We start from the raw sequence: 23,306 nt of genomic DNA on the forward strand, positions 1-23,306 counted from the left end.
AAGGGATTGCGGGCCCCGGCCGTTGACGCGTTCGGCACTTCGTCGGAGGCCGTGGCGGGAATTGAACCCGCGTAACTCGCTTTGCAGGCGAGCCCCTCAACCACTCGGGCACACGGCCGTGTTGGCACCGCACGTACGACGCCCGCTTCGGGCGCCTTCGCGGCGCTTCTTCGCACTTCATCGGTAGTCCTCCGGATTGCCCCGGGTTTCTCCGACGTCTCAGACGATAGGCCCCGGCTCCCGGGCGGGGTCAACGGCCGCGCGGGGAAAGCAACGTGACCGCCATACCGCGTTCACGTTCGGGCGGGGCGGTCCCGGGCCGGTAGGCTGTCACGGTTTTCGTACCTAACCGACGAGAGACGGACCGGAGACCGTGACCACGACCGCCTCCCACCACCTCTCGCCCGCCTTCCCCGGCCGCGCCCCCTGGGGTACCGCGGGCAAACTGCGTGCCTGGCAGCAGGCCGCGCTCGACCGCTACATCGCCGAGCAGCCGCGCGACTTCCTCGCGGTGGCGACGCCGGGGGCCGGCAAGACCACGTTCGCGCTGACCCTCGCCTCGTACCTGCTGCACAACCACGTCGTCCAGCAGGTCACCGTGGTCGCGCCGACCGAGCACCTGAAGAAGCAGTGGGCCGAGGCGGCGGCCAGGATAGGGATCAAGCTCGACCCGGACTACAGCGCCGGCCCGGTCTCGAAGGAGTACCACGGCGTCGCCGTCACCTACGCGGGCGTCGGCGTGCGGCCGATGCTGCACCGCAACCGCTGCGAGCAGCGCAAGACCCTCGTCATCCTCGACGAGATCCACCACGCCGGTGACACCAAGTCGTGGGGCGAGGCGTGCTTCGAGGCGTTCGAGCCCGCGGCCCGGCGGCTCGCGCTGACCGGCACACCGTTCCGCTCCGACACCAACCCGATCCCCTTCGTCGCCTACGTCGAGGGCTCCGACGGCATCCGCCGCTCGTCAGCCGACTACACCTACGGCTACGGCAACGCGCTCGCGGACGGCGTGGTGCGGCCGGTCATCTTCCTCTCCTACAGCGGCAACATGCGCTGGCGCACCAAGGCGGGCGACGAGATCGCCGCGCGGCTCGGCGAGCCGATGACCAAGGACGCCATCGGCCAGGCCTGGCGCACCGCGCTGTCACCGACCGGCGAGTGGATCCCCAACGTGCTGCGCGCCGCCGACCAGCGGCTGACCGAGGTGCGCAAGTCCATCCCCGACGCGGGCGGCCTGGTCATCGCCTCCGACCAGGACTCGGCGCGCGCGTACGCGAAGCTGATCCGGGAGATCACCGGCACCAGGGCGACCGTGGTGCTGTCCGACGACGCGGGCGCCTCCAAGCGCATCGACGAGTTCAGCGGCAGCGAGGACCGCTGGATGGTCGCGGTCCGCATGGTCTCGGAAGGCGTCGACGTGCCGCGGCTTGCGGTCGGGGTGTACGCCACGACGATCTCCACCCCGCTGTTCTTCGCACAGGCGGTGGGCCGCTTCGTACGCTCCAGGCGGCGCGGCGAGACCGCCTCGGTCTTCCTGCCCACGATCCCGATGCTGCTGGGCTTCGCGGGCGAGATGGAGGCCGAGCGCGACCACGTGCTCGACAAGCCGAGGAAGGACGGCGGCGAGGAGGACCCGTACGCTGAGGAGGACAAGCTCCTCGCCGAGGCGGACAAGCAGCAGGACGAGGCGACCGAGGACCAACTGCCGTTCGAGGCGCTGGAGTCCGACGCGGTCTTCGACCGGGTGCTCTACGACGGCGCCGAGTTCGGCATGCAGGCCCACCCCGGCAGCGAGGAGGAGCAGGACTACCTGGGCATCCCCGGCCTGCTGGAGCCGGACCAGGTGCAGATGCTGCTCCAGCGGCGGCAGGCCCGTCAGATCGCGCACAGCCGCAAGAAGCCGGACGCGGAGGCCGACCTGATCGAGCTGCCCGCCGAACGGCGGCCGATCGTCACCCACAAGGAACTGCTGGAGCTGCGCAAGCGGCTCAACACGATGGTGTCCGCCTACACCCACCAGAGCGGCAAGCCGCACGGCGTCATCCACAACGAGCTGCGCCGGGTGTGCGGCGGGCCGCCCTCGGCGGAGGCGACGGCCGGGCAGATCGAGGAGCGCATCAAGAAGGTCCAGGAGTGGGCGACCCGGATGCGTTGAACGGGCCCGCCCGCCCTGCTCCCCCCGCGCCGCCGTCCGCGCCGCGCGACCTGCCCTGTCACCACGCTCGCGGGTGCCCTCCATGCGCCGTTAAAACGAGGGCAAAGCTCTCCGCCCGGATTGTGGACCTGCCCTTCCGCTGAGCGGTACGCCTGGTTACTGTCCCGTCACGCACGCGCCGTGGCAACGTCGCCGCGGAGTGCGGCCGGGAAACCACGCGACCGGCGGCCTTCGCGCGCTGCCGTCCCGGGCAGCCCCCGCCGAGCACGAGCCGCCACTCACGGATAGGGGGGCGTCGTGACCGCGGAGACCTCACAGACGCTGGACCGGGGCCTGAGGGTCCTCAAGCTGCTCGCCGACACCGACCACGGCCTGACCGTCACCGAACTGGCCGGCCGCCTCGGCGTCAACCGCACCGTCGTCTACCGCCTGCTGGCCACCTTGGAGCAGCACGCCCTGGTCCGCCGCGACCTCGGCGGCCGGGCCCGGGTGGGCCTGGGCGTGCTGCGCCTGGCCCACCAGGTGCATCCGCTGCTGCGGGAGGCCGCGCTGCCCGCGCTGCGCTCGCTCGCCGAGGACGTCGGGGCGACCGCCCACCTCACCCTGGTCGACGGCAACGACGCGCTCGCGGTGGCCGTCGTCGAGCCGAGCTGGACCGACTACCACGTCGCGTACCGCACCGGCTTCCGTCATCCGCTGGAGCGCGGAGCCGCGGGCAAGGCCATTCTGCGCGCCCGCGAGCGCGCCGCCCAGCCGCTGGCCACCGTGCCCCCGCAGCCCCGCGACGGCGACCGCCCCGCGCCGCCGCCGTACGTCCTGACCCACGGTGAACTGGAGGCGGGCGCCAGCGGGGCCGCCGCGCCGCTGTCCGGGGTGACCGGCGTCGAGGGCAGCGTCGGCGTGGTCATGCTGGCGGACGCGGTGCCCGAACGGGTCGGCGCCCGGGTCGTGGAAGCCGCCCTGGAGGTGTCGGAAGCGTTGCGATGAGGCATCGGTGACCCCCGGGGACGCGGGCGACGCGAGGGGAGGGGCGGGCGGAATGCTGTAATGCCCTACGTGTCTTCTCGCGCCAGGATCCTCACCGTCTGCTCCGCCGTCGTCGTGGCACTGCTGTGCGTGGCGGCCTTCGCACCGCTCCCGGTCACCATCGCCTACCCGGGCATGACCGCGAACGTCCTGGGCTCCAGCAGCGGCCAGAAGGTGATCACGATCACCGGCACGCCGACCCGCAGGACCAGCGGGCAGTTGCGCATGGTGACCATCGAGGCGACCGCGCCCAACGCGCCGGTGCACTTCCTGGACGTGGCCAGGGCGTGGTTCAGGACCGACGAGGCCGCCATGCCGCGCAGCGCCGTCTACCAGGGCTCGGCCCAGCAGGCCGACCAGGTCAACGCGCGAGAGATGCAGCAGTCGCAGGACGCGGCCACCTCGGCGGCCCTGGGTCATCTGGGCCTGTCCCCGAAGAAGGTCCACGTCGACCTGACACTGGCCAACGTCGGCGGGCCCAGCGCGGGCCTGATGTTCACCCTGGGCATCGTCGACAGCATCGACGGCAACGGCCACGGCGGCGACCTGAGCGGCGGCCGGGTCATCGCCGGCACCGGCACCATCACCGCCAACGGCGCGGTCGGCGCGGTCGGCGGCGTCCCGCTCAAGGAGCAGGCGGCCCGGCACGACGGCGCCACCGTCTTCCTCACCCCCAAGGCCGAGTGCGCCGACGCCAAGGCGCTGCCCCCGGCGGGCCTGAAGGTGATCCCGGTGACCTCGCTCGACGACGCGCTGTCGGTGCTGTCCGCGCTCAACTCCGGTGGCAAGGTGCCGAGTTGCTGACGCAGCGCACGCGCTGAATCCCGCGCGAACCCCGTTCGGCCCGTCCGGACCGGTCAGTCCGCGTCCCGGGACGCCTGCTCGACCAGCGGGATGATCCGCAACGGCACCGGGTTCTCCATGACGATCGCCGTCGCGGCGCGCACGATGCCCTCGAAGCCGACCACGCGGTCGATCACCCGTTGCAGGTCCGCGTTGGAGCGCGCCACCAGGCGGCAGAGCATGTCGCCCTGGCCGGTGGTGGTGTGCAGCTCCAGCACCTCCGGCACGCCCGCCAGGTGCGCCCGTACGTCCGTGCCCTGGCCCTGCTTGATCTCCAGCGTCGCGAACGCGGTCACCGGATAGCCCAGGGCGGCCGGGTCGACCTGCGGCCCGAAGCCGCGGATCACCCCCTTCTCCCGCATCCGGTCCAGCCGCGCCTGCACCGTGCCGCGGGCCACGCCCAGGCGCCGGGACGCCTCCAGGACGCCGATGCGCGGCTCCCGTTCCAGCAACCGGATCAGACGCCCGTCGAGCGCGTCGATGCCCATCCGCCACCTCCCGTGGTCACCCTGCACAGATTGACCGGTCGATCCCGCTCTTCGCTGTACAGGTTGCCCAGCGAATGCGCGAACTATTGCGCAGTATGGGGCACGGGGAGACCCTTCTGCCATGACTCAGACCCAGGACAACTTCCCCGTCAAGGGCATGGACGCCGTCGTCTTCGCGGTCGGCAACGCCAAGCAGGCCGCGCACTACTACTCGACCGCCTTCGGCATGAAGCTCGTCGCCTACTCGGGACCGGAGAACGGCAGCCGCGAGACCGCCAGTTACGTCCTGGAGTCGGGCAGCGCCCGCTTCGTGTTCACCTCCGTCATCAAGGCCGACAGCGACTGGGCCCGCTTCCTGGAGCGCCACGTCGCCGCGCACGGCGACGGCGCGATCGACCTGGCGATCGAGGTGCCCGACGCCCGCGCCGCCTACGAGTACGCCGTCGCGCACGGTGCCACGGGCCTTCGCGAGCCGTACGAGCTGAAGGACGAGCACGGCACCGTGGTGATCGCCTCGATCGCCACCTACGGCGAGACCCGCCACAGCCTGGTGGAGCGCACCGGCTACGACGGCCCGTACCTGCCCGGCTACGTGGCCCGCGAGCCCATGGTGGAGCCCGGCCCGCGCCGCTTCCAGGCCATCGACCACTGCGTCGGCAACGTCGAACTCGGCAAGATGGACGAGTGGGTGGCGTTCTACAACAACGTCATGGGCTTCACCAACATGAAGGAGTTCGTCGGCGACGACATCGCCACCGAGTACTCCGCGCTGATGTCCAAGGTCGTGGCGGACGGCACCCGCAAGGTGAAGTTCCCGCTCAACGAGCCGGCCATCGCCAAGAAGAAGTCCCAGATCGACGAGTACCTGGAGTTCTACGGCGGCCCCGGCATGCAGCACATCGCCCTGGCCACCAACGACATCGTCGCCTCGGTGCGCGCGATGCGGGCGGCGGGCGTGGAGTTCCTCAACACCCCCGACTCCTACTACGACACCCTCGGCGAGTGGGCCGGCGAGACCCGGGTGCCGGTCGAGACGCTGCGCGAGCTGAAGATCCTGGTCGACCGCGACGAGGACGGCTACCTGCTGCAGATCTTCACCAAGCCGGTCCAGGACCGCCCGACCGTCTTCTTCGAGATGATCGAGCGCCACGGCTCCATGGGCTTCGGCAAGGGCAACTTCAAGGCGCTGTTCGAGGCCATCGAGCGCGAGCAGGAGCGCCGCGGCAACCTGTGACGCGCCCCGCGGGCCAGGCGGGCCCGGCACGCCCGACGTGCCGGGTCCGGCGCGGGACGGGGAGTCCTTCCCTGACAGGGCGCACGGTGACACGCTGAGCCCATGGGCGATCTGATCTCACTGCTGCGCACCGGACTCCCGGACGAGGCGGTGGTGGCCGACCCGGACATCACCGCCTCGTACGCCACCGACATGGCGAGCTTCTGCGACAGCGGCACCCCGGCCGTCGTGGTGCTGCCGCGCACCGTGGAACAGGTCCAGCACGTGATGCGGGTCGCCACGCGACTGCGCGTCCCCGTCGTCCCGCAGGGCGCCCGCACCGGCCTGTCGGGGGCCGCCAACGCCTCCGACGGCTGCGTGGTGCTGTCGCTGACGCGGATGAACCGCATCCTGGAGATCGACACCGTCGACCGGGTCGCCGTCGTGGAACCCGGTGTCGTCAACGCCGAGTTGTCCCGCGCGGCAGCCGCCGAGGGCCTGTACTACCCGCCGGATCCCTCCAGTTGGGAGCAGTGCACCATCGGCGGCAACATCGGCACCGGCGCGGGCGGCCTGTGCTGCGTGAAGTACGGGGTCACCAGCGAGTACGTGATCGGTCTCGACGTCGTGCTGGCCGACGGGCGGCTGCTGCGCACCGGGCGGCGTACCGCCAAGGGCGTCGCGGGCTACGACCTGACCCGGCTGTTCGTGGGATCCGAGGGCAGCCTGGGCATCGTGGTGCGCGCGGTGCTCGCCCTCAAGCCCACCCCGCCCGCGCAACTGGCGCTGGCCGCGGAGTTCCCCTCGGTCGCCGCCGCCTGCGACGCGGTGTGCGCGATCGCGGAAGGAGGCCACGTCCCCTCGCTGCTGGAACTCATGGACCGCACGACGGTGCGGGCCGTCAACGACATGACGCGCATGGGCCTGCCGGACACGACCGAGGCCCTGCTGCTCGCCGCGTTCGACACCCCCGACCCCGCGGCCGACCTCGCCGCCGTCGCGGCGCTGTGCGCAGGGGCCGGGGCGAGCGCGGTGGTGCCCGCCGAGGACGCGGCGGAGTCCGAACTGCTGCTCCAGGCACGGCGCTGCGCGCTGCCCGCCCTGGAACGCGCCACCGGCACCACGATGATCGACGACGTCGCGGTGCCGCGCTCCCGGCTGGCCCGGATGCTGGACGGCGTGGCCGCCATCGCCGACCGGTACGACCTGGTCATTGGGGTGTGCGCGCACGCGGGCGACGGCAACACCCACCCGGTGGTCTGCTTCGACCCGGCCGACGCCGACCAGACCCGGCGGGCCCGCGCGTCCTTCGACGAGATCATGGCGCTCGGCCTCGAACTCGGCGGCACCATCACCGGCGAACACGGCGTCGGCGTGCTGAAGAAGGACTGGCTGGCCCGCGAACTCGGCCCGGTGGCGCTGGAGTTGCAGCGCGGCGTCAAGCAGGTCTTCGACCCCCTCGGGCTGCTCAACCCGGGCAAGCTGTTCTGACCCCCGCTCCCCGGCCGCCGTCAGGCACCGCCCTCCGGCGCGTCGTCGCCCGGCCATGGATCGCGCGGCCACAGCTCGTCGCGCGTGGTCGGTGCCAGCAGCCGGCTCAGGCCGTCCTCCATCCCCAGTTGCTCGTGCTCGGTGCCGGGCGGCACGACGCGCAACGTCCGCTCCAGCCAGGCCGCCACCGGCGAGGACGCCGCCTCCAGCAGCGCGTTGCCGTCCGGGGAGCTGAGCGCGAGGCACACCACGCTGCGGCCCTCCACCTTCGCCGGCCAGATCCGCACGTCCCCGTGCCCGCACGGCCGGAACACCCCTTCGACCAGCAGCTCCCTGGCGAACGTCCAGTTCACCGGGGAGTCGGAGCCGATGTGGAAGGTGATGTGCACGGCGAACGGATCGTCGGCCCGGTAGACCAGCCGGGCGGGCACCGGCACGCTGCGCTCGGGGGAGAGCACCAGGTTCAGTTCGAGTTCGCGTTCCACCACGGTGTGCATGAAGAGACGTCCTTTCCTCGGCGACCCCTGGCGGAGTGACGCAGCGGGCGCTGCGGGGGCCGCACCGGGAGAGAGCGCATACTCCCCACACCATTACGCGACTTGCGCGGACTGTGTTGGGTTTTTCGGAACGTCTCCCGGGCCCGGCGCGCAACGGCTAAAGGGGCGCTCGGCCCGAACGCGCGCCGGGCGCGCGCGTTCGGTGGGCGAACGTCCGATTGATCCGGCTTCGGGGGCGCGCGTTCTTCGTTAGTGTCTTCCCCCGGGTACTTGGCGCAGAGGGGAGTTGGGGGCATTGTCGACCTCCGGTGGCGGAGCGGAATCACCTCGTGAGGGGTACTACCCGGACCCGTCGATCCCGGGCTATGTCCGGTACTGGAACGGCTCCGCATGGGTGCCCGGCACCAGTCGCCCGCAGCCCGCGCCGGGCGAGGTGCTGACCCCGCCGGCCGCGGCCGTCTCGGCGGCCTCCTCCGCCCCCGCGCCCGCCCCCGCTCCCGCGCCCGTCAGGCCGCCCGCGTCGGTCGAGGAGTCCGGCCCGATGTTCCTGGACGAGGACCCCGCCGCGCCGGTCGCGCAGCACGGCGAGCGGGCCGCGGGGGAGTCGGCATGGAAGGCGGACCCGGCACGGCAGTCCGGCGTGGGCGAGGACGCGCGCCGGGTGGCGTGGGGCTCGCAGGACGCCAAGGGGGCGGAGCAGGGCGGGAGTTCGCAGGCCGAAGCGGCGTCGCCCGCCGGGGCCGCGCCGACGCCGCCCGCGCCCGCCCCGCCTTCCGGTGCGCAGCCCGCCGCCCCGGCTTCCGGCGCGCAGGCCGCGGAGTCGGCCCCGCCCGCCTCGGCCCCCGTCGCCTCCGCGCCTGCCGCCTCCGCGCCCGCCCCCGGCGCGGGGGTCGCTCGTGAGAGTGGTTACGGGTACCCGCGCACCGCGCCCCCCGCCGCGCCCGCCGGGGGCTACGGCTACCCGCAGGGCAACGCACCGGCCGCGCCCGGCAGTTACGGCTACCCGCAGCCGCGGAGCGGCTCCGGCGACCCCGCCGTGCCATGGCAGCGCCAGGTGCAGCGGCTGGCGGCACCCGCGCAGGACGCGGCGGGCGAGGCCGCCGAGGCGCACCCGGTGCCCTGGCGCCCGCCGGCCGCCCCGAGCAACCCCTTCCTCGCCGCCCAGGAGCCGGACCGCCCCGCGGGCCCCGGCCGCCGCCTGCTCGCCGGGATCGTGGACACCGTCGTGCTCGGCGCGGTCGTCGGCGCCGCCACGTTCCCGCTGGTGACCGCGTCCGTCCGGCACCTCCAGCACAAGATCGACGCCGCCCGGCTCAGCGGTGAGAACGTGCAGATCTGGCTGATCGACGGCACGACCGGCCTCTACCTCGGCATCGTGCTGGCCGTCCTGCTCGTCGCCGGACTGCTCTACGAGGCGCTGCCGACCGCCCGCTGGGGCCGCACGCTGGGCAAGAGGCTGCTGGGTGTGCGGGTGCTGGACATCGAGTCGCAGCTCACGCCGGGCTTCGGCCGGTCGCTGCGCCGGATGCTGGTGCGCCTGGTCCTGCACCTGCTGGTGATCGGTGTGGTCAACGACGTGTGGTGCCTGTTCGACCGCCCCTGGCGGCAGTGCTGGCACGACAAGGCCGCCCGCACCTTCGTCGCCGGCGGCTCCTGACCGCCTCCTCCCCTGCGTCCCCCGAACGGGCCAGGAGCGCGGGCGGGGGCGCGGCGGCCGGGTTTGACTCGGTGCATGAGTACCGATCAGCCGCCGCCCGGCTCGGGCGACCAGCCGCCCGAAGACCCGTTGGGGAAGCGGCCGGAAGGCGGCGAGGGCACGCCCTACGGCTCCGGCGGGCCGTACGGTGCCCCGCCCCCCGGACCGGCCGAACAGCCCTTCGGCGGCGGCACCGGCACCCCGCCGCCGTACGACGCCTCGTACGGCACGCAGGCCCCCGATCCGCTGGCCGGGATGCCGCCGCTGGCCGCCCGGCCGCGCCGTCTGCTGGCCCGGATCATCGACGCGTTGATCGTCGGCATCCCGCTCGGCATCATCCTGGGCTTCGGCTTCGGCGGCTACAACTACAACAACACCGGGCGCAGCTTCTGGGAGGAGCTGATCTACGCCGTCGTCTACTTCCTCTACGACGGCTACATGCTCACCACCCGGGGCCAGACCTTCGGCAAGATGGCGATGAAGATCCGCGTGGCCATGCTGGAGAACGGCACCACCCCGGCCGGTCAGCCCGGCTGGACCCGGGCGGCCGTCTACGCGCTGCCGCCCATCGTGCCGTGCTGCGGTTCGCTGTTCTGGCTGGTGAACGTCCTGTGGTGCCTGTGGGACAAGCCGTACCACCAGTGCCTGCACGACAAGTCGGCGAAGACGGTCGTGGTCTCGACGGCCTGAGCGCGGACCCGTGGGCGGGCCTCAGCGGCGCAGCGACACCGGGGTGCGGGCGGCCGGGCGGGACGGCGGGGCAGGTTCCGCGGCCGCGCCCGGTGGCTCGGGGGTCCGCAGGGCGCGTGGCATCGCCACGGTGAGGGCGACGAGCAGCCCGAGCGCCAGCCCGGCCAGCGCTATGACGATCACACCGGGGCCTTCGTGCACTCCGGACAAGAGCAGCATCGCCAGGGTCGACAGGACGACGGTGGCCGAACCAGAGGCGCACTGGACGCGGGTCGGACGCGGCATGGCGGAATCCGTCCTCGATACGGGGGGTGTGGCTCGTACGTCGGTCAGGGCGTGGCGGTGCCGCCCTGAAGACTCTACGAGTCCGCATGCCCGATGGGAACGCCCGGTAAGCGCGACCTCACTCCTGGTGCGATGCACAAGGGGCGCACGGATTCACACCGCCCCGTGAGCCCCAGCCGTGACGGCGGCAAGTGACCGGAAAGCGGCTCCGCCGGCCCTCCGTCCGGCCGCCCTCGCCTGGCGCGTCCGGGGCGTCCGGCCCGATCATCGAAGCAGGGGAGCGCCGGGGGAACCGGGGGAGAGAGCGGGACGGGACGTGGCACCTGGTGGATTCAGCAGACTTCCGAGCGGCAGCGTGGTGGTCGCGCTGACGCTGCCGCACCCTGACGCGGCACGGCACGGCGGAACCGGCACGATACGCGTCCTGGTCCACGCCGCCAACCGCCAGCGCGCCCTGACCCGGATCCGGAACCTGGGCTTCCGCTCGGTCCGCCTCACCGGCAACGCCGAGCCGCCCACCCCCGACGAGATATCGGCCGTGCTGCACCACCCGGACGGCATGGTCTGGCGCCGCAGCAAGGCCTGCGACACCGACCTGTGGCAGCCGCTGAGCGCCCTGCGCGCGTAGCCGCGGCCTGGCCTCGGCCCTACCCGCCCACCACGGGCTCGCCCACCAGCGTCACCCCGGCCGCGCGCATCTCCTCCAGCGCCCGCGCCGTGGTCCGCGGCGCGACCCCCGCGGTCAGCTCCAGCAGCACCCGTACCGTGAACCCCTCGCGCGCCGCGTCCAGCGCGGTGGCCCGCACGCAGTGGTCGGTGGCGATCCCCACGATGTCGACCTCCGCGACGTCCCGCTGCCGCAGCCAGTCCGCGAGCCCGGTGCCGTGCTCGTCGGTGCCCTCGAAGCCGCTGTACGCCGCCGCGTACGCGCCTTTGTCGAAGACCGCCTCGACCCCGCCGGACGCCACCGCGGGCGCGAAGTTCGGGTGGAACCCGGCGCCCTCGGTCCCGGCCACGCAGTGCCGCGGCCAGGTGTGCACGTAGTCCGGGCGGCCGGAGAAGTGCGCGCCGGGGTCCACGTGGTGGTCGCGGGTCGCCACGACGTGCCGGTAGCCCGGCTGCGCCTGGGCGACCAGGTCGGTGACGGCGGCGGCCACCCCCGCGCCGCCCGCGACGGCCAGGCTGCCGCCCTCGCAGAAGTCGTTCTGCACGTCCACCACGATCAGTGCCCGCTGCATGACGCCCGTCCTTCCCCGGTTCCCGCCGTCACGAACTCCGTCGGGATGACCGGCTCGCCACGCGAGAGCTGGGTCGCCGACAGCGGCAGCCCGGCCCGCGCCTCGATGTGCCGGGTGCGGGCCGCCTCCAGCGGCTCGCGTCCCACGACCTCGCCGCGCACGACCAGCGGCACCAGCAGCCGCCGGTCCTGGAGATCGGCCGGGACCGGCCCGGTGCCGACCACCTCGGCCTCCGCCACGCCGTCCTCGTCCAGCCGGCGGGCCGCCCACTTGCGGCCGCCCACCGAGGTCTTCGTGCCCATCGACTTCTTGGCGACCGCCACCAGCTCGTCGTCCCCCTCGCCGGCCCTGGCCACCAGCTTGTAGACCATCGAGCAGGTCGGGTGGCCGCTGCCGGTGACCAGCGAGGTGCCCACCCCGTAGGCGTCCACCGGAGCCGCCGCGAGCGAGGCGATGGCGTACTCGTCCAGGTCGGAGGTGACCACGATGCGGGTCTTGGCCGCGCCCAGGTCGTCCAGCTGCTGGCGGACCCGGTGGGCGAGCAGCAGCAGGTCGCCGGAGTCGATGCGCACCGCGCCCAGCTCGGGCCCTGCGACCTCGACCGCGGTCCGCACCGCCTCGGCCACGTCGTAGGTGTCGACCAGCAGCGTCGTGCCGCTGCCCATGGACTGCACCTGGGCCCGGAAGGCGTCGCGCTCGGTGTCGTGCAGCAGGGTGAACGCGTGCGCGCTGGTGCCGACGGTCGGGATGCCGTAGCGGAAGCCCGCGGCCAGGTCGGAGGTGGTGGTGAAGCCGCCGACGTAGGCGGCGCGCGAGGAGGCGACGGCGCCGAGTTCGTGGGTGCGCCGGGCGCCCATCTCCATCAGCGGGCGCCCCCCGGCGGCCACCGCCATCCGGGACGCGGCCGCGGCGACCGCCGAGTCGTGGTTGAGGATCGACAGCACCACCGTCTCCAGCAGCACCCCCTCGGCGAACGTGCCCTCGACCCGCATGATCGGAGAGCCGGGGAAGTACACCTCGCCCTCGGGGTAGCCGTGGATGTCGCCGCGGAAGCGGAAATCGGCCAGCCAGTCGAGGGTGGCCCGGTCCACGACCTTCTCGCGGGCCAGGAAGCCCAGCACGTCGTCGTCGAACCGGAAGTTCTCCACCGCGTCCAGCACCCGCCCGGTCCCGGCGACCACCCCGTAGCGGCGGCCCTCCGGCAGCCGCCGGGTGAAGACCTCGAAGACCGAGCGCCGGTGCGCCGCGCCGCTGTGCAGAGCGGCCTGCAGCATGGTCAGCTCGTACCGGTCGGTGAACAGCGCCGTGGACGGCACGGCCACCGGCAGTCCCAGGGCGGAACCGGTCAGCCGGTCGGGCCCGTCTGGAGAGTTCATGGCCGGATCCTACCCCCACTAGTCGTCAGAGTGACGATTTCCCTTCCTGTGATGATCGTACGGCGCGTCGGGCGGCGGGCGCCAAGGCCCCCGCGCGATCGCAACGGCCGCACCGAAGTGGCAGCATGGGAAGCGTGAGTGTCGCCCCCGCGGAAATCGAGCAGACCGAGTCGAGCGAAGCGCCCTTCGAGGTGCCTTCCCCCGATGTCCCCTGGGTGACGGTCGTCCACAACGACCCGGTCAACCTGATGAGCTACGTCACCTACGTCTTCCAGGCCTACTTCGGTTACTCGAAGGACAAGGCCAAGAAGCTGATGATGGACGTGCACAACAAGGGTCGCGCCGCCGTCTCCACGGGCAGCCGTGAGGAGATGGAGCGCGACGTGCAGGCCATGCACGGCTACGGTCTGTGGGCCACGCTCACCCAGGACCGCTGACCCGACCCAGCTGGGAGACTTGACGGGCCTCATGGCCGGATACTTCGAAACCGCCCCCGACGGCGGCGCCGCGATCGCGCTGGACGAGGTGGAGATCTCCATCCTGCGCAGCCTCACCGTCCAGTTCCTCGAACTCGTCGGCCCCGGCCCCGCCGGGCCCGAACCGGGCGACGACCCGCTCGCCGAGCTGTTCGCCGAGGGCCCCACGGAACGCCCCGTGGACCCCGCGCTGGCCCGGCTCTTCCCGGACGCCTACGTCGACCCCGAGGGCAAGGCCGACGACGAGGCGCTGGCGGCGTCCTCGGAGTTCCGCCGCTACACCGAGAACGACCTGCGCGCCCGCAAACGCGACGACGCGCTCGCGGTGGTCCGCTCGCTCGACGCCCTCGACCCGGCCCGGAACCGCGCCGCGCTGCTCACCCTGTCGGACCAGGAGTCGCGCCGCTGGCTCGGCACGCTCAACGACCTGCGGCTGACCATAGGGACCCGGCTGGACGTGGACGAGGACCCGGACGGCGACCTGTACCGGCTGCCGGACGAGGATCCCCGCAAGCCGCTGATGATGGCGTACATGTGGCTCGGCGGTCTCCAGGAGACGCTGATCGAGACGCTGACGCCCTGACGCGGGCCTGGCAGGGGGGGCGTTCGCTCAGCGGACGCTCAACTCCGTATAACGATCGCGTCACTCACGCTGTCCGCCTTTGGTGGCTTCCGTCCTTTTCGTCCCACGTGTGGTGTGGTGTCCGCCACCACCACGCTCCGTGGTGACCGAAAAGCCCGTGATAGGACTTCACGACCAGCCGCCAGGACGCCACCCCTGTCCCACGGTGGCGGGCGCTGGGCCGGCCGATCGCCGGCGCGCACTCCATCGGGGCCAGTACAGACGTGGAGAAAGGCGCAGCACACCATGACCTCGAAGCAGGTCACCTCGGCGATCGAAGACGCCGACAACGCCCGCACCCCTGACAGCGGCGACACCGACCGGACCGAGGCTCCGGCGGAGGGCTACCAACGCGGCCTGGGCAACCGGCAGATCCAGATGATCGCCATCGGCGGCGCGATCGGCACCGGCCTGTTCCTGGGCGCGGGCAAGGCCATCTCGAAGGCCGGACCCAGCCTCGTCCTCGCCTACGCGGTCGTGGGCGTCGTCATCTTCCTCATCATGCGGGCGCTGGGCGAACTGCTCATGTACCGCCCGGTGTCGGGGAGCTTCTCGGAGTACGCGCGCGAGTTCCTCGGCCCGTTCTTCGGCTACGCGACCGGCTGGACGTACTGGCTGTTCTGGGTGGTCACCGGCATCACCGAGGTGACCGCCGCGGCCAACTACGTGGACTACTGGTGGCACGGCGTACCGCAGTGGATCTCGGCGCTGGTCTTCACCGTCGTGCTCTACCTGGTCAACCTGATCTCCGTGAAGCTCTTCGGCGAGCTGGAGTTCTGGTTCTCCATGGTCAAGGTGACCGCGATCATCGGCATGATCCTCATCGGGATCGGCGTGCTGACACTCGGCTTCTCCAAGGCCGGTGACACCGCGTCGGTGAGCAACCTGTGGCAGTTCCACGGATTCTTCCCGCACGGCGTCGGCGGCACGCTGATGACCCTCCAGATCGTGATGTTCGCCTTCCTCGCCGTCGAACTCGTCGGCGTCACCGCGGGCGAGTCCAAGGACCCGAAGACGACGCTGCCGAAGGCCATCAACACCGTCCCGTGGCGCATCGGCCTGTTCTACATCGGCTCGCTGATCATCATCCTGTCCGTCGTGCCGTGGACCGAGTTCTCGCCCGGCGTGAGCCCGTTCGTGGCCGCGTTCGGCAGGATCGGGCTCCCGCTGGGCGCCGGGATCGTCAACTTCGTCGTGCTGACGGCCGCGTTGTCGTCCTGCAACTCCGGCATGTACTCCACCGGCCGCATGCTGCGCGACCTGGCGCTCAACGGGCAGGGCCCGAAGGCGTTCGCGAGGCTCACCAGCAGCGGCACGCCCCTGCTGGGCACCACCGCCTCGGCCGCCTTCATGCTGGTCGGCGTCTGGATCAACTACGAGTGGCCGTCCGACGCGTTCACCTACGTCGTCTCCTTCGCGACCATCTCCGGCATGTGGGCGTGGATCATGATCCTCGCGGCGCAGATCCGCTACCGCGCCAAGGCCGACCGCGGCGAGCTGCCGCGTTCGGGGTTCCGGATGCCGGGGGCGCCCTGGGCCAGCTGGATCGCGCTGGCCTTCATCGGCCTGGTCGTCGTGCTGATGGGCGTCGACAAGGACACCCGCGTCTCGCTGTACGTCGCGCCGGTGTGGGCCGTGATCATGGTCGTGTCGTACTACGTCCTCAAGGCGCGCACCCCGGAGGTCTTCGCGGCGGCGCCCGTGGCGGAGGCGACGCCGCCCGCGACGGAGGCGGCAGCGCCCAGGACGGAGGCGGTGGGCCCGGCCGAGGCGGCGGTGGACGCCGAGGCGTGAGCCGCGTGACCGCGGAGTGTCCCATTCCGCGTACCGCCTGATGAGACCGCCCCCGGCCGGCCGGGGGCGGTCTGCCTATTCTGTCGCCCATGCTGACCATCACCCAGGCCCTGCGCGACGAGATCGTCGCCCACGCCCGCGCCGACCACCCCGACGAGGCGTGCGGGATCGTCGCGGGCCCGGCCGGCAGCGACCGGCCCGAGCGCTTCGTGCCGATGCTGAACGCGGCCCGCTCGCCCACGTTCTACGAGTTCGACTCCACCGACCTGCTCAAGCTCTACCGCGACCTGGACGACCGGGACGAGGAGCCGGTGGTCGTCTACCACTCGCACACCGCGACCGAGGCGTACCCGTCGCGCACCGACATCAGCTACGCCAACGAGCCGAACGCCCACTACGTGCTGGTCTCCACCGCCGACGCCGACGGACTCGGCCCCTTCCAGTTCCGCTCGTTCCGCATCGTGGACGGCGTGGTCACCGAGGAACAGGTCGAGGTCGTGGAGTCCTACGCCTGACCAGCGCGTTCTCCGCGGCGCCCGCCCTGCTCGCGCCACCGCCGGGCCACGGTCCCGGATGGTGGGACGGCCATCTCGGCCCGTCGTGGGGAATCGATACGATGACCCCATGGTTCTCCACGACGTGAGCGAACAAGCGCCGGGCACCCTGCTCGCGGCGCTCGCGCTCGCTCACTCCGCCTCGGCTCTGCTCGGAGCCTTCGGAGGCGGAGCGGCGCGGCTGCACGTCGATCTGTGCCGCCTCGCCAGCGCGGCCTGTCCGCGCGCCTGACCCCGGCGTGACGGAACCGCGCGCCGAGCCGCCGCACGCATCGCCCTCTCACCCACGACGATCACCGACGTCACGCACTCACGGGAGCCCACTGATGGCCATCGAGGTCCGCATTCCGACCATCCTGCGCACGTACACCGACGGGCAGAAGTCCGTCGACGGCAGCGGCGCCACCCTGGACGAGCTGTTCAAGGACCTCGACACGCGCCACGCGGGCCTGCGCGACCGCGTGGTCGACGGCGGCGAGCTGCGCCGCTTCGTCAACGTCTACCTCAACGACGAGGACGTCCGCTTCCTCGACGGCATCGCGACGAAGCTGACGGACGGCGACAACGTGACGATCCTGCCCGCGGTCGCCGGCGGCGCCCGCTGATGCGGTACGACAATCCGCTCGCGGCAGTCGGGAACACCCCGCTGGTCCGGCTGCCGCGGCTGTCGCCCTCCGCGAGGGTGTCGCTGTGGGCCAAGCTGGAGGACCGCAACCCCACCGGCTCGGTCAAGGACCGCCCCGCGCTGCACATGATCGAACAGGCCGAGCGCGACGGCACGTTGACCCCCGGCTGCACCATCCTGGAGCCGACCTCCGGCAACACCGGCATCTCCCTGGCGATGGCCGCCCGGCTCAAGGGCTACCGCATCGTGTGCGTGATGCCGGAGAACACCTCCAGCGAGCGCCGCGAACTGCTCGCCATGTGGGGCGCCGAGATCATCTCCTCGCCGGCCGCGGGCGGCTCCAACACCGCCGTGCGGGTCGCCAAGGAACTGAGCGCCGAGCACCCGGACTGGGTGATGCTCTACCAGTACGGCAACCCGGCCAACACCGGCGCGCACTACGCCACCACCGGCCCGGAGATCCTCGCCGACCTGCCCACCATCACGCACTTCGTGGCCGGCCTGGGCACCACCGGCACCCTGATGGGCGTCGGCCGCTACCTGCGCGAGAAGGTCCCCGGTGTCACGATCGTCGCCGCCGAGCCGCGCTACGACGACGTGGTCTACGGGCTGCGCAACCTCGACGAGGGCTTCGTGCCCGAGCTGTACGACGAGTCCGTGCTGAGCACGCGCTACTCCGTGGGCAGCGAGGACGCGGTGCGCCGCACCCGTGAACTGCTGCGCGAGGAGGGCGTCTTCGCGGGCGTGTCCACCGGAGCCGCTCTGCACGCGGCCCTCGGGGTGGCGGCCAGGGCGGTCAGGGAGGACCGGGACGCGGACATCGTCTTCGTCGTCGCCGACGGCGGCTGGAAGTACCTGTCCACCGGCATCTACACCGCCGAGTCGACCGAAGCCGCCATCGAGGCCCTGCACGGCCAGCTCTGGGCCTGAGGCCGGGCCCCGCCGGTCCCGGCCCGCCTCCGGGGCTCCGCTCGCCGCCGCCCTGCCCGCCGCCAGGACCCGCTATACCCGCTGGACCCGGCTCCACACGGCCGGGTCCAGCGGGCCGACCCGGCGCCGGAAGCCGTGCAGCGGCACCTGCCGGGTCTCCTCGGTCTCCAGGTACGAGGTCCTGCCCCGGGCGTCGCCCACCGCGCCCGGCGGCAACGCGATCACGCCCGGCAGTTCGCCGTGGTACTTGCTGGTGATCTTCACCACCCGGGCGGCCTCTCCGCGCACCGACAGCACCAGGCACGGCCGGTCCTTCGCGCCCGGCCCGTCCTCGTACGGCACCTCGGCCCACCAGATCTCACCCGGCCGCGGCCCGACGCCGGCGACCGCGCCGGACGGCCGCCCCGCCGCCGGACCGCGCGGTGGCCGGACCCGCCCGGCCGGACGCCGCGAGACCGCCCCGGACGACCCCGAGGAACGCCGGGTTGCGCGCGAGCGCCGTCCGCCGTCCCGCAACCGCCCGTCGGCCACCGCCGCGACCAGGGCCAGTACCACCACGACCAGACCCACGACCCACCACGCCATCGGGCGCCCTCCCGTCTCCCGCCGCCACGTCCGCGAACCCCGACGCTACCGCCCCCGCCCGCCGCAAGCCGCGGGCCTCCCGGCTCGCCGGGCACGGCGGCGACCGACAGTGAGCGGGGGACCACACGTACTGGTGATTCCGCCCACAACGGCGCCTGGTGGAGGGGCGGTGACGGGAACCGCGGCTTACCCTCGACTGCACATGGCGGCGCTTTCTGTCCTCCGCCGGCGCCGTTCCCGCCCGTGGCCTCCGGCGCAGAGCGCTGTCCGAAGCCAACCGAACCGGACCACGCAAGACCCCCGGACCCCCCTGGAGGCCCCTGCATGAAGCTCACCGTCGTCGGCTGTTCTGGGTCCTTCCCGTCCGCGGACTCAGCCTGTTCGAGCTACCTCGTAGAGGCCGACGGCTTCCGGCTGCTCCTCGACATGGGCAACGGCGCCCTCGGCGAGCTGCAGCGCCACTGCGGGCTGTACGACCTGGACGCGGTCGTCCTCAGCCACCTGCACGCCGACCACTGCATCGACATGTGCGGCTACTTCGTCGCCCGCTACTACCGGCACGACGGGGGAGTCCCGCGACCGCTGCCGGTCCACGGCCCCGAGGGCACCGAGGCGCGCCTGGCGACGGCGTACGGGGACGTGCCGGACGACAAGTGCATGGGCGAGGTCTTCGACTTCCACACGCTGGCGCCGGGGAGCTTCCGGGTCGGGCCGTTCACGGTGCGCGCCGAGCGGGTGAGCCACCCGGTCGAGGCGTACGGGTTCCGCATCGAGCACGGCGGGCGGACCCTCACGTACTCCGGAGACACCGGCCCGTGCGACCCGCTGCTCGAACTGGCCGCCGGGAGCGACCTGTTCCTGTGCGAGGCGTCCTTCACCCACGGCAAGGAGGACGTGCCCGACCTGCACCTCACCGGCCGCGAGGCGGGCGAGTACGCGGCCCGAGCCGGTGCGGCCCGCCTGGTCCTCACCCACATCCCCCCGTGGACCGACCCCAAGACCAACCTCACCGACGCCCGCTCCGCCTACCCCGGCCCGGTCGAACTGGCCCGGTCGGGGGCGGTGTACGAGCTGTAGCCGCCTCGCGGCGCCGGCGGCCCCCCACTTCCGCGCCGCGGGCCGAGCGCCGCGGGCCGAGCGCCGCGGGCCGAGCGCCGCGGGCCCGCCAGGAGTTCCTGGCGGGCCCGCGCTGCTTCGGTGAGGACGGCTACTTGGTGATGTCCTCGATCTCCTCCTCCGGCTCGCGGCCGGGGGTGGGGAGGTTGAACTTGAGGATCGCGAAGCGGAAGACCACGTAGTAGACCACCGCGAAACACAGTCCGATCGGGATGATCAGCCATGGCTTCGTCGCGAAGTGCCAGTTGAGCACGTAGTCGATCACGCCGGCGGAGAAGGTGAAGCCCGCGTGGACGCCGAGCGCCCACGTCACCGCCATCGAGATCGCGGTCAGGACCGCGTGGATCGCGTACAGCACCGGCGCGATGAACATGAACGAGAACTCGATCGGCTCGGTCACGCCGGTCACGAACGCGGTGAGCGCGACCGAGACCATCATGCCGGTGACCGCCTTGCGGCGCTCCGGGCGGGCGCAGTGCGCGATCGCCAGGGCGGCGGCCGGCAGACCGAACATCATGATCGGGAAGAAGCCGGACATGAACTGTCCCGCGGTCGGGTCGCCCGCGAAGTAACGGGTCAGGTCGCCGTGGACGATCTGACCGGCGGAGTTCTTGTAGTCACCGATCTGGAACCACGCGACGGCGTTGACGAACTGGTGCATGCCGATGGGCAGGAGGCCACGGTTGACCAGGCCGAACAGGCCCGCGCCGAGGGCGCCGAGCCCCGTCATCCACTTGCCGAAGCTGCTGATCGCGTCGCCGATCGGCTGCCAGCCGAGGGACACCAGCACGCCCATGGCGGTGCCGACGAAGGCCATGATGATCGGCACCAGCCGGCGGCCGTTGAAGAAGCCCAGCCAGTCGACGAGCTTGGTGCGGTGGAACCGCTGCCACAGCACGGCCGTCAGCAGACCCAGGATGATGCCGCCGAGAACGCCCGGATTCTGGTACGTCGCCGCGGTGACCGTCGTCCCCTTCACGCACGCACCGCTCAACGAGCCTGTCGAGGTGAAGGTCTGGCCGGCGCCGCACGAGATCGGGAACTGGTGGATCACCGTGTAGTAGACGAGGAAGCCCACGACCGCGGCCAGCGCGGTGGACCCGTCCGACTTCTTGGCGAAACCGATCGCGACGCCTATGCAGAACAGCAGCGGCAGGCCGAGCGAGGCGTCGAGCAGCGCACCACCGGCACCCGCGAAGACCTTGGCGACGTTGTTCCAGTGCAGGCCCGTCTGGCCGAAGACGTCGTCCTGCCCCAGGCGCAGCAGGATGCCGGCGGCGGGGAGGACGGCGATCGGCAGCTGCAGGCTGCGGCCGACCTTCTGCAAACCCTGGAACACTCCGGACCCGCGCTTCTTGGCGGGCGCCGCCGGGGTGGCGGTGTCCGAACTCATCAGAGATTCCTCCTGGAGGCAGGCGGGCTCCGGGGGAATGGGGACGGCCCGCACTGTGGTCTACACCACTGAGTGGTGTAGACCAGTTCTAACATGTCGGAGGCGGGTAAAGGAACGCGTGGCAGAGCGCCCGATGGTCACGCTTGGACAACCATGCGGAGTGCTCTCGTTCCGTCACGCCGCGAGGTCGGCCGCGCGGACGCGCGGCACGGCGCCGCCGACCGCGAGGGCTGGTGTACCGGGGTTCGCCCGCGCGGGAACAGGGGTCGCGTGGAAGACGACAGAAGCATAGATCGGTCGGAATGATCAAATTCGGACTTGTCGTCCGGCTAGTGCGGGAGCGCGGGGGAAGCCGTCGCCGGGGCCGTGGCCGGGGCCTGTGAGGGGAGCCGCGCCCGTCGATGCGCCCCTCGTTTTGCCGGAGCCGTAAAGTGGTGTAGACCAGTTTCGCACGCTTGCGCCCTTGTCGGGACACCACGGCGGACCAGCCCGTATCGACCGGCGAAGACAGTCCATCCGTGCGTTACCGTGTGGAACCGTCACCAGCGTGCGCAACAGGACGCGACAGGGAGTGGACATGGCCAGCAAGGCTGAGAAGATCGTCGCCGGTCTCGGCGGGCTCGACAACATCGAGGAAGTCGAGGGCTGCATCACGCGCCTGCGCACCGAGGTCCACGACGCCTCGCTGGTCGACGAGGCCGCGCTCAAGGCCGCGGGCGCGCACGGCGTGGTCAAGATGGGCACCGCCATCCAGGTCGTCATCGGCACCGACGCCGACCCGATCGCCGCGGAGATCGAAGACATGATGTGAGCCTCGTCCGCTCGACGAAGCGGGGCCCGCTCCCGAAGGGGGAGCGGGCCCCGCTTCGTCGTGACGACGACAGGGCCGCGGACGCGTGCGGCTCCGTGAGCCTGGAGGGGGCGCGGGAACTGCGCGACCAGCCCCCCTCGGCCGGCGGTCCGGAGACGAGCCGTCGGCCCCACGGCGGGTGGCGGCCATCCGCCGGTCCGCAGGCGGGGCCCGCGTCCCGCGCCGTGCGCGGCGGATAGGCTCGGGCGCATGTCTCGTATCGACGGCCGTACCCCCGAACAGCTCCGCCCCGTCACCATCGAACGCGGGTGGAGCAAGCACGCGGAAGGCTCGGTGCTCGTCTCCTTCGGCGACACCCGCGTCCTGTGCACCGCCAGCGTCACCGAAGGCGTGCCGCGCTGGCGCAAGGGCAGCGGCGAGGGCTGGGTGACCGCGGAGTACGCGATGCTGCCGCGCGCCACGAACACCCGCGGCGACCGCGAGTCCGTCAAGGGCCGCATCGGCGGCCGCACCCACGAGATCTCCCGCCTGATCGGCCGCTCCCTGCGCGCCGTCATCGACTACAAGGCCCTCGGCGAGAACACCGTCGTCCTCGACTGCGACGTCCTCCAGGCCGACGGCGGCACCCGCACCGCCGCCATCACCGGCGCCTACGTCGCCCTCGCCGACGCCGTCGCCTGGGCCCAGGAGCGCAAGCTCATCAAGGCCAAGGCCCAGCCGCTCACGGGCGCGGTCAGCGCGGTCAGCGTCGGCATCGTGGACGGCGTCCCGCTGCTCGACCTGTGCTACGAGGAGGACGTGCGCGCCGAGACCGACATGAACGTCGTCTGCACCGGCGACGGCCGCTTCGTCGAGGTGCAGGGCACCGCCGAGGGCCAGCCGTTCGCCCGCGCCGAACTCGACGCCCTGCTCGACCTCGCGGTGGCCGGCGCCGCCCAGCTCGACGGCGTCCAGCGGGCCGCCCTCGCCACGGCGCGGGGCTGACCATGCGCGCTCCCGCCCTGGCCGCCACCGCCGCGGCCGTCCTGGCCCTGCCGCTGCTGGCCGCCTGCTCGGGCTCCAGCAGCAGCACCCAGGACTGCCCGACGGTCGCGCACACCGTGCGGACCCAGGTCGCCAAGCTCGACGCCGCCGTGCGCAAGAGCGCCACCGACCCGCGCGACGCGGCGACCGTGCTGCGGCAGATCCAGACCAACCTGGACGACATCGCGGGCCACACCGGCGACTCCGGCACGGCCGCCAGCAAGGCCGTCGGCGACCTGTCGCTCGCGGTCTCCAACGTCAAGAACGAACTGGACAAGGGCCAGCCGGTCGACGTCGCACCGATCGACCACGCCGCGTCCGAACTGACGACGGCCTGCCCGAAGAAGTGAGACCGCGCGGGGGGACGTGACAGGACGGG

General features: G+C 72.3%; 26 protein-coding genes and 1 tRNA gene. 19 read left to right on the forward strand and 8 right to left on the reverse strand.

Features of this window, described 5'->3' with window-relative positions:
• Window positions 1–46 precede the first annotated feature (46 nt).
• Window positions 47–118: transfer RNA gene (locus CK485_RS03795), tRNA-Cys, on the reverse strand.
• A 255-nt stretch (window positions 119–373) separates the two neighbouring features.
• Here CK485_RS03795 and CK485_RS03800 point away from each other — a divergent pair.
• The 3 genes from CK485_RS03800 (at window position 374) to CK485_RS03810 (ending at window position 3,985) form a co-directional block, all read left to right on the forward strand.
• The gene (locus CK485_RS03800; protein WP_109446903.1) at window positions 374–2,155 is read left to right on the forward strand and encodes a DEAD/DEAH box helicase; all 1,782 of its coding nucleotides are present in this window, start codon (window positions 374–376) and stop codon (window positions 2,153–2,155) included.
• 297 nt (window positions 2,156–2,452) lie between these two features.
• The gene (locus tag CK485_RS03805) at window positions 2,453–3,142 is read left to right on the forward strand and encodes a helix-turn-helix domain-containing protein (protein ID WP_109446905.1); all 690 of its coding nucleotides are present in this window, start codon (window positions 2,453–2,455) and stop codon (window positions 3,140–3,142) included.
• A 60-nt stretch (window positions 3,143–3,202) separates the two neighbouring features.
• Window positions 3,203–3,985 carry a S16 family serine protease gene (locus CK485_RS03810; protein WP_109446907.1) on the forward strand — a complete coding sequence of 261 codons (783 nt, stop codon included), beginning with the start codon at window positions 3,203–3,205 and terminating at the stop codon, window positions 3,983–3,985.
• Between the two features lie 53 nt (window positions 3,986–4,038).
• Here CK485_RS03810 and CK485_RS03815 read toward each other — a convergent pair whose 3' ends face one another.
• Entirely contained in the window at window positions 4,039–4,512 is a 474-nt protein-coding gene (locus tag CK485_RS03815) for an Lrp/AsnC family transcriptional regulator (protein WP_109446909.1), read from the reverse strand.
• 121 nt (window positions 4,513–4,633) lie between these two features.
• Between CK485_RS03815 and hppD the strand changes: the two genes are divergently transcribed.
• Window positions 4,634–5,746: a 4-hydroxyphenylpyruvate dioxygenase gene (gene hppD, locus CK485_RS03820; RefSeq protein ID WP_109446911.1), complete on the forward strand. Its 1,113-nt coding sequence runs from the start codon at window positions 4,634–4,636 to the stop codon at window positions 5,744–5,746.
• 102 nt (window positions 5,747–5,848) lie between these two features.
• Entirely contained in the window at window positions 5,849–7,216 is a 1,368-nt protein-coding gene (locus tag CK485_RS03825; RefSeq protein ID WP_109446913.1) for an FAD-linked oxidase C-terminal domain-containing protein, read from the forward strand.
• Between the two features lie 20 nt (window positions 7,217–7,236).
• Here CK485_RS03825 and CK485_RS03830 read toward each other — a convergent pair whose 3' ends face one another.
• Window positions 7,237–7,713: an SsgA family sporulation/cell division regulator gene (locus CK485_RS03830; protein ID WP_109446915.1), complete on the reverse strand. Its 477-nt coding sequence runs from the start codon at window positions 7,711–7,713 to the stop codon at window positions 7,237–7,239.
• 295 nt (window positions 7,714–8,008) lie between these two features.
• Here CK485_RS03830 and CK485_RS03835 point away from each other — a divergent pair, with 295 nt between their 5' ends.
• Window positions 8,009–9,370, forward strand: coding sequence for an RDD family protein (locus CK485_RS03835; RefSeq protein ID WP_109446917.1), 1,362 nt, complete (start codon window positions 8,009–8,011; stop codon window positions 9,368–9,370).
• Between the two features lie 75 nt (window positions 9,371–9,445).
• The gene (locus tag CK485_RS03840) at window positions 9,446–10,099 is read left to right on the forward strand and encodes an RDD family protein (RefSeq protein ID WP_109446919.1); all 654 of its coding nucleotides are present in this window, start codon (window positions 9,446–9,448) and stop codon (window positions 10,097–10,099) included.
• Between the two features lie 21 nt (window positions 10,100–10,120).
• Here the strand turns inward: CK485_RS03840 and CK485_RS03845 are convergent, their stop codons facing one another.
• Complete coding sequence (locus CK485_RS03845; RefSeq protein WP_109446921.1) at window positions 10,121–10,384, reverse strand: hypothetical protein; 264 nt, start codon at window positions 10,382–10,384, stop codon at window positions 10,121–10,123.
• A 316-nt stretch (window positions 10,385–10,700) separates the two neighbouring features.
• Here CK485_RS03845 and CK485_RS03850 point away from each other — a divergent pair, with 316 nt between their 5' ends.
• Window positions 10,701–11,012 (forward strand): hypothetical protein, encoded by a 312-nt coding sequence (locus CK485_RS03850; protein WP_109446923.1) that lies wholly within the window; start codon window positions 10,701–10,703, stop codon window positions 11,010–11,012.
• Between the two features lie 19 nt (window positions 11,013–11,031).
• On the opposite strand, the gene CK485_RS03855 is transcribed toward CK485_RS03850, so the two are convergent.
• Both CK485_RS03855 and CK485_RS03860 read right to left on the reverse strand, forming a co-directional pair.
• Window positions 11,032–11,622, reverse strand: coding sequence for an isochorismatase family protein (locus CK485_RS03855; RefSeq protein WP_109446925.1), 591 nt, complete (start codon window positions 11,620–11,622; stop codon window positions 11,032–11,034).
• Window positions 11,607–12,971 carry a nicotinate phosphoribosyltransferase gene (locus CK485_RS03860; RefSeq protein ID WP_109447557.1) on the reverse strand — a complete coding sequence of 455 codons (1,365 nt, stop codon included), beginning with the start codon at window positions 12,969–12,971 and terminating at the stop codon, window positions 11,607–11,609. Before CK485_RS03860 ends, CK485_RS03855 begins: the two co-directional genes overlap by 16 nt.
• Window positions 12,972–13,123: 152 nt before the next feature.
• On the opposite strand from CK485_RS03860, the gene clpS reads away from it, so the two are divergent.
• The 7 genes from clpS (at window position 13,124) to CK485_RS03895 (ending at window position 17,999) form a co-directional block, all read left to right on the forward strand.
• Window positions 13,124–13,435, forward strand: coding sequence for an ATP-dependent Clp protease adapter ClpS (gene clpS, locus CK485_RS03865; RefSeq protein ID WP_199239222.1), 312 nt, complete (start codon window positions 13,124–13,126; stop codon window positions 13,433–13,435).
• 31 nt (window positions 13,436–13,466) lie between these two features.
• Window positions 13,467–14,057 carry a DUF2017 domain-containing protein gene (locus CK485_RS03870; RefSeq protein WP_109446927.1) on the forward strand — a complete coding sequence of 197 codons (591 nt, stop codon included), beginning with the start codon at window positions 13,467–13,469 and terminating at the stop codon, window positions 14,055–14,057.
• Between the two features lie 417 nt (window positions 14,058–14,474).
• Window positions 14,475–15,890, forward strand: coding sequence for an amino acid permease (locus tag CK485_RS03875; RefSeq protein ID WP_241968151.1), 1,416 nt, complete (start codon window positions 14,475–14,477; stop codon window positions 15,888–15,890).
• Between the two features lie 89 nt (window positions 15,891–15,979).
• A complete protein-coding gene (locus CK485_RS03880; protein WP_109446931.1) occupies window positions 15,980–16,405 on the forward strand; it encodes a M67 family metallopeptidase in 426 nt (141 codons plus the stop codon).
• 109 nt (window positions 16,406–16,514) lie between these two features.
• Complete coding sequence (locus CK485_RS03885; RefSeq protein ID WP_342673453.1) at window positions 16,515–16,676, forward strand: putative leader peptide; 162 nt, start codon at window positions 16,515–16,517, stop codon at window positions 16,674–16,676.
• 94 nt (window positions 16,677–16,770) lie between these two features.
• Window positions 16,771–17,049: a MoaD/ThiS family protein gene (locus CK485_RS03890; protein ID WP_109446935.1), complete on the forward strand. Its 279-nt coding sequence runs from the start codon at window positions 16,771–16,773 to the stop codon at window positions 17,047–17,049.
• Window positions 17,049–17,999 carry a cysteine synthase gene (locus tag CK485_RS03895; protein ID WP_109446937.1) on the forward strand — a complete coding sequence of 317 codons (951 nt, stop codon included), beginning with the start codon at window positions 17,049–17,051 and terminating at the stop codon, window positions 17,997–17,999. Before CK485_RS03890 ends, CK485_RS03895 begins: the two co-directional genes overlap by 1 nt.
• A 72-nt stretch (window positions 18,000–18,071) precedes the next feature.
• On the opposite strand, the gene CK485_RS03900 is transcribed toward CK485_RS03895, so the two are convergent.
• Window positions 18,072–18,584, reverse strand: coding sequence for a type II toxin-antitoxin system PemK/MazF family toxin (locus tag CK485_RS03900; protein ID WP_109446939.1), 513 nt, complete (start codon window positions 18,582–18,584; stop codon window positions 18,072–18,074).
• Window positions 18,585–18,908: 324 nt separating this feature from the next.
• Here CK485_RS03900 and CK485_RS03905 point away from each other — a divergent pair, with 324 nt between their 5' ends.
• On the forward strand, window positions 18,909–19,661 hold the full coding sequence (locus CK485_RS03905) for an MBL fold metallo-hydrolase (RefSeq protein ID WP_109446940.1): 753 nt from the start codon (window positions 18,909–18,911) through the stop codon (window positions 19,659–19,661).
• Window positions 19,662–19,791: 130 nt separating this feature from the next.
• Here CK485_RS03905 and CK485_RS03910 read toward each other — a convergent pair whose 3' ends face one another.
• Entirely contained in the window at window positions 19,792–21,093 is a 1,302-nt protein-coding gene (locus CK485_RS03910) for a PTS transporter subunit EIIC (RefSeq protein ID WP_109446942.1), read from the reverse strand.
• A 547-nt stretch (window positions 21,094–21,640) separates the two neighbouring features.
• Between CK485_RS03910 and CK485_RS03915 the strand changes: the two genes are divergently transcribed.
• From CK485_RS03915 to CK485_RS03925, 3 genes are all read left to right on the forward strand, one after another.
• Complete coding sequence (locus tag CK485_RS03915) at window positions 21,641–21,904, forward strand: PTS glucose/sucrose transporter subunit IIB (RefSeq protein WP_275124586.1); 264 nt, start codon at window positions 21,641–21,643, stop codon at window positions 21,902–21,904.
• 249 nt (window positions 21,905–22,153) lie between these two features.
• Complete coding sequence (gene rph / locus CK485_RS03920; protein WP_109446946.1) at window positions 22,154–22,888, forward strand: ribonuclease PH; 735 nt, start codon at window positions 22,154–22,156, stop codon at window positions 22,886–22,888.
• 2 nt (window positions 22,889–22,890) lie between these two features.
• Window positions 22,891–23,277: a hypothetical protein gene (locus tag CK485_RS03925; protein ID WP_109446948.1), complete on the forward strand. Its 387-nt coding sequence runs from the start codon at window positions 22,891–22,893 to the stop codon at window positions 23,275–23,277.
• Window positions 23,278–23,306: the final 29 nt, after the last annotated feature.

It is taken from the genome of Streptomyces sp. ICBB 8177, assembly GCF_003144095.1.
GTDB lineage: Bacteria > Actinomycetota > Actinomycetes > Streptomycetales > Streptomycetaceae > Streptantibioticus_D.

What these genes read in the sequence shown, in the direction of transcription:
- CK485_RS03925 (WP_109446948.1), top strand. Translation starts at nt 22,891, where the DNA reads ATGCGCGCTCCCGCCCTGGCCGCCACCGCCGCGGCCGTCCTGGCCCTG.
- CK485_RS03885 (WP_342673453.1), top strand. Translation starts at nt 16,515, where the DNA reads ATGGTTCTCCACGACGTGAGCGAACAAGCGCCGGGCACCCTGCTCGCG.
- CK485_RS03845 (WP_109446921.1), bottom strand. Translation starts at nt 10,384, where the DNA reads ATGCCGCGTCCGACCCGCGTCCAGTGCGCCTCTGGTTCGGCCACCGTC.
- CK485_RS03870 (WP_109446927.1), top strand. Translation starts at nt 13,467, where the DNA reads ATGGCCGGATACTTCGAAACCGCCCCCGACGGCGGCGCCGCGATCGCG.
- CK485_RS03810 (WP_109446907.1), top strand. Translation starts at nt 3,203, where the DNA reads ATGCCCTACGTGTCTTCTCGCGCCAGGATCCTCACCGTCTGCTCCGCC.
- CK485_RS03895 (WP_109446937.1), top strand. Translation starts at nt 17,049, where the DNA reads ATGCGGTACGACAATCCGCTCGCGGCAGTCGGGAACACCCCGCTGGTC.
- rph (WP_109446946.1), top strand. Translation starts at nt 22,154, where the DNA reads ATGTCTCGTATCGACGGCCGTACCCCCGAACAGCTCCGCCCCGTCACC.
- CK485_RS03905 (WP_109446940.1), top strand. Translation starts at nt 18,909, where the DNA reads ATGAAGCTCACCGTCGTCGGCTGTTCTGGGTCCTTCCCGTCCGCGGAC.
- CK485_RS03900 (WP_109446939.1), bottom strand. Translation starts at nt 18,584, where the DNA reads ATGGCGTGGTGGGTCGTGGGTCTGGTCGTGGTGGTACTGGCCCTGGTC.
- CK485_RS03910 (WP_109446942.1), bottom strand. Translation starts at nt 21,093, where the DNA reads ATGAGTTCGGACACCGCCACCCCGGCGGCGCCCGCCAAGAAGCGCGGG.
- CK485_RS03830 (WP_109446915.1), bottom strand. Translation starts at nt 7,713, where the DNA reads ATGCACACCGTGGTGGAACGCGAACTCGAACTGAACCTGGTGCTCTCC.
- hppD (WP_109446911.1), top strand. Translation starts at nt 4,634, where the DNA reads ATGACTCAGACCCAGGACAACTTCCCCGTCAAGGGCATGGACGCCGTC.
- CK485_RS03880 (WP_109446931.1), top strand. Translation starts at nt 15,980, where the DNA reads ATGCTGACCATCACCCAGGCCCTGCGCGACGAGATCGTCGCCCACGCC.
- CK485_RS03815 (WP_109446909.1), bottom strand. Translation starts at nt 4,512, where the DNA reads ATGGGCATCGACGCGCTCGACGGGCGTCTGATCCGGTTGCTGGAACGG.
- CK485_RS03855 (WP_109446925.1), bottom strand. Translation starts at nt 11,622, where the DNA reads ATGCAGCGGGCACTGATCGTGGTGGACGTGCAGAACGACTTCTGCGAG.
- clpS (WP_199239222.1), top strand. Translation starts at nt 13,124, where the DNA reads ATGGGAAGCGTGAGTGTCGCCCCCGCGGAAATCGAGCAGACCGAGTCG.
- CK485_RS03825 (WP_109446913.1), top strand. Translation starts at nt 5,849, where the DNA reads ATGGGCGATCTGATCTCACTGCTGCGCACCGGACTCCCGGACGAGGCG.
- CK485_RS03840 (WP_109446919.1), top strand. Translation starts at nt 9,446, where the DNA reads ATGAGTACCGATCAGCCGCCGCCCGGCTCGGGCGACCAGCCGCCCGAA.
- CK485_RS03875 (WP_241968151.1), top strand. Translation starts at nt 14,475, where the DNA reads ATGATCGCCATCGGCGGCGCGATCGGCACCGGCCTGTTCCTGGGCGCG.
- CK485_RS03890 (WP_109446935.1), top strand. Translation starts at nt 16,771, where the DNA reads ATGGCCATCGAGGTCCGCATTCCGACCATCCTGCGCACGTACACCGAC.